Source organism: Lactobacillus sp. UMNPBX1, from assembly GCF_002554085.1.
Taxonomy (GTDB): domain Bacteria; phylum Bacillota; class Bacilli; order Lactobacillales; family Lactobacillaceae; genus Lactobacillus; species Lactobacillus crispatus.
In genome coordinates, this window is sequence record NZ_PCZI01000038.1 from 1 (window position 1) to 3,308 (window position 3,308).

At 38.7% G+C, this 3,308-nt stretch carries 3 protein-coding genes and 1 pseudogene; 2 read left to right on the forward strand and 2 right to left on the reverse strand.

Features of this window, described 5'->3' with window-relative positions:
* Positions 1-108 precede the first annotated feature (108 nt).
* On the forward strand, positions 109-375 hold the full coding sequence (locus CP352_RS10575; protein ID WP_002328812.1) for a hypothetical protein: 267 nt from the start codon (positions 109-111) through the stop codon (positions 373-375).
* Positions 376-505: 130 nt separating this feature from the next.
* On the opposite strand, the gene vat(E) is transcribed toward CP352_RS10575, so the two are convergent.
* Together vat(E) and CP352_RS10585 are read right to left on the reverse strand one after the other, a co-directional pair.
* Entirely contained in the window at positions 506-1,150 is a 645-nt protein-coding gene (vat(E), locus tag CP352_RS10580; RefSeq protein ID WP_089143697.1) for a streptogramin A O-acetyltransferase Vat(E), read from the reverse strand.
* Positions 1,151-1,260: 110 nt separating this feature from the next.
* Positions 1,261-2,436 (reverse strand): IS256-like element IS1310 family transposase, encoded by a 1,176-nt coding sequence (locus CP352_RS10585; RefSeq protein ID WP_002328814.1) that lies wholly within the window; start codon positions 2,434-2,436, stop codon positions 1,261-1,263.
* 111 nt (positions 2,437-2,547) lie between these two features.
* On the opposite strand from CP352_RS10585, the pseudogene CP352_RS10590 reads away from it, so the two are divergent.
* Positions 2,548-3,195, forward strand: a pseudogene (locus tag CP352_RS10590) (conjugal transfer protein); the annotation flags it as partial.
* Between the last annotated feature and the right edge of the window lie 113 nt (positions 3,196-3,308).

The window sequence follows — 3,308 nt, forward strand, 5'->3', positions numbered from 1 at the left end:
AACCCTTCTTTTTTTGTTATCTAATTTCTATTTACACAAGAATTTATACTGAACCAAAATTATTAGTGTTAACATAATATACGCTGAATTAATTATGGGGGTGTAATTATGTTAGGGATTATTTTTATTGTAGTTTCAATCGCCTCTCTGATTCTTGAGAAATATGTGCTAGGTAACAATTCACATGTTTGGTTAGGCGCAATTATTCCATTTTTAGCAATTGCCTTTATCGTTGGAATGATGCTCACTAATAACATGAAATTCGATGTTTTCAATATAATATTGGCTGTCGTTTATGTTTCACTAAGCTTTATTTTCTGGGGACAGGGAAGTGACCTTTATCATCAGAAGGTCGTAAATAAAATATACGAGTAGAGTACCGCCAGAGGTGGCTAGTGTATTTTTTACTGGTATATCATATCTATTATTAATAAATTGGATTCACTAAATAGTAAAGGCCGTGTAAACAATCATTCTTGGATTGCTTGCACGGCCTTTTTTGCTTTTATTTTTCCATTAAACTGTTTATCAATTCAACTGTGGGCGTTGTTTGCATTAGTTTAGGAACATTAACAGTTATCCATTCAACATCTTTATTCCACCATGCCAGGTTTTCTAATGCTTGAATAACTTCTGGTTCAAATCTTGGTTTGATGAGTTGAATTGGATTGCCACCGACAATTGTATATGGAGCGACGTCTTTTGTTACGACACTATTTGCTCCGATAATGGCACCGTCACCTATTTTTACGCCTGGTAGGACGGTCACATTTTGCCCAAACCACACGTCATTTCCGACTACAGTATCACCTTTCAACGGCAAATCAGTCAGTTCAGGAGTATATTTCTGCCAATCGCCACCCAAAATATTAAATGGATAAGTTGAAATACCTTTCATTACGTGATTGGCACCGTTCATAATAAATTCAATACCACTGGCGATAGAACAGAATTTACCGATGATTAATTTGTCGCCTAGAAATTCATAGTGATGGGTAACGTGTTTCTCAAAATCGGTGGGATTTACTGGGTCATCATAATAGGTGTAGTCCCCAATTTCAATATTGGGACTTTTGATCACGTTCTTGATAAAGACAACCTCTTTGATGGCTGGATTGGGATAAATTGCATTTGCGTCAGGTATGGTCATGTTAGTACCTCCGAATTGAGTTATTTGATTTTAATTATAGTCTAGAAGATTGGTAGCGTCAAGAATCTTGTGTAAATGAAATGCCTTCGTACATATAATATGTAACTAACTCAAATAAATGATGCTTCCAAGGTGTCCTGGAGTCCTTTAAAGCCTCGGTGGATCCGCTTCAGAGACTTCTCGTTATAAGCATTAAACTGAGAAACCAGGAATCGATCCAGTGAATCTTCCGTTGGAAATTGTTCTTTGCGGTGGGTGGTGCGCTTGAGATGCTTGTTAAAGTTCTCAATCAAGTTAGTGGAGTAGAGTGATTGCCGAATGGCTGGTGGAAAGTCCATGAAAGTGAGCAGATTCGGCATTTTAAGCAGATCTTTGATTAACTTGGGATAGGTACGATGCCAGTTGTTGGCGAACTCATTCAGTTTCAGTTCGGCTGCTTCACGATTGGCAGCCCAATGAACTTGTTTAAAGTCATTGATCACGGCCTTACGGTCTTTCACCCGAACTTTGTTTATCAAATTACGCCCAACATGAACCAGGCAACGTTGTCGTTTAGCTTTGGGAAAATGCCGATTTAAACCTTCATCCAAACCAACTAACCCATCGGCCACAAACAACAGCACATCTTTGACACCTTGCTTAATCAGGGTTCCCAGTAATTCAGTCCAGATCCCAGTTGATTCCGTCGGCGCCACTTGGTAGTTCAGCACTTCTTTCGTACCATCTGGACGAATGCCAATCGCAATATGAACCGCTTCTTTTTGAACGGTATCCCGCTTTAACGGCAAGTAAGTGGCATCTAAGAAGATAGCCGCATATTGTGAAGCCAGTCGACGTTGCTGGAAAGCTTGAACCTGTTCATTGACGGCTTTAGTCATGTTGGAAACCGTGGCTTTGGAGTAGTGAGCACCGTACATATTCTCAATGAGTTCGGCAATTTCAGCAGTGGTAATTCCCTTGGTATACAACTGAATAACCGTTGTTTCTAAATTATCACTGTGCCGACCGTAGGCTGGCAAGGTATGATTTTCAAACCGGCCATTGCGATCTCGAGGAATGGTTAAGTTAAGTTGGCCGTACTTCGTATCAAACGAGCGCTCATAACTGCCGTTGCGGTTATTACCAGTGTTAATCCCAGCGTATGAGTAGCGTTCGTAACCCAAAAACTCTGCCAATTCAGTTTGAAGCAGCTGGTTGATGGCGATTTCAAGGTGGTGACGAAAAACTTCGTCCAAATCTTGTTTTTGGGCTAGTGCAGCGATAATTTCTGTGGTAAGTTCATTCATGGGGAATGCCTCCTGTGATGTTTTCTGTGGTTACTAAATATCATAAGGGAAGGCATTCCCTATTTCTATACAATTTAGAAATCTTTTGTGCGTTTACACAAGATATTTTACGCTCTCCAATCCCAAGAAGCCATTGATAAACGAAATGAGAAATTGACCCATTATTTGACGGAAGAATTGCAGGTATTAAATGAAGAAATGATTCGTAAGGATATTCCTACTAGTTCTAGTGTGAACGATATACAGGTGTGGCAGGTTTCTCAAGTGAATGAGAACACCTTTGAGGTACTGTTTTCTGTTGAACAAGTTATTACCGAAGACAAAGACAAGGAAACTATATCGTCTAGCTTTCATGTGGTTGTCCATATAGATGAATCAGATAATATGGTTATTATCAAAAATCCGACAATGAGTAAGAAACCTCAAAAATCGGACTACCAACCCAAACAGCTAGAAAGTGACCATACAGTAGATACAGAAACGATGGACGAAATCATTAGCTTTTTAGAAACGTTCTTCCAGCTCTATCCTACCGCCACAGAAAAAGAATTGACTTACTATGTAAGTAATCATGTGTTACCTATGATTAACAAGGAATATGTTTTCGAGGAATTGGTGAATCCTATCTTTACCAGAAAAGATAACCAAGTAATCGTGAATGTCGCTGTGAAATATTTAGATCAAGAAACAAAGGCAACCCAAATCTCGCAATTTGAGTTGATATTAGAAAAACAAGATAATTGGAAGATTGTAAAATAACAAATATTGGTACATGATTACAGATACTTTGTAATCATGTACTCTTTTTGATAAAAAAGGTTCAGTATAAATTCTTGTGTAAACGGCTGTGAGATTTAGGATGCCTTTCGGGA

Bases quoted from the DNA above. Each gene is read 5' to 3' on its own strand.
- CP352_RS10575 (WP_002328812.1), top strand. From the start codon at position 109: ATGTTAGGGATTATTTTTATTGTAGTTTCAATCGCCTCTCTGATTCTT.
- CP352_RS10585 (WP_002328814.1), bottom strand. From the start codon at position 2,436: ATGAATGAACTTACCACAGAAATTATCGCTGCACTAGCCCAAAAACAA.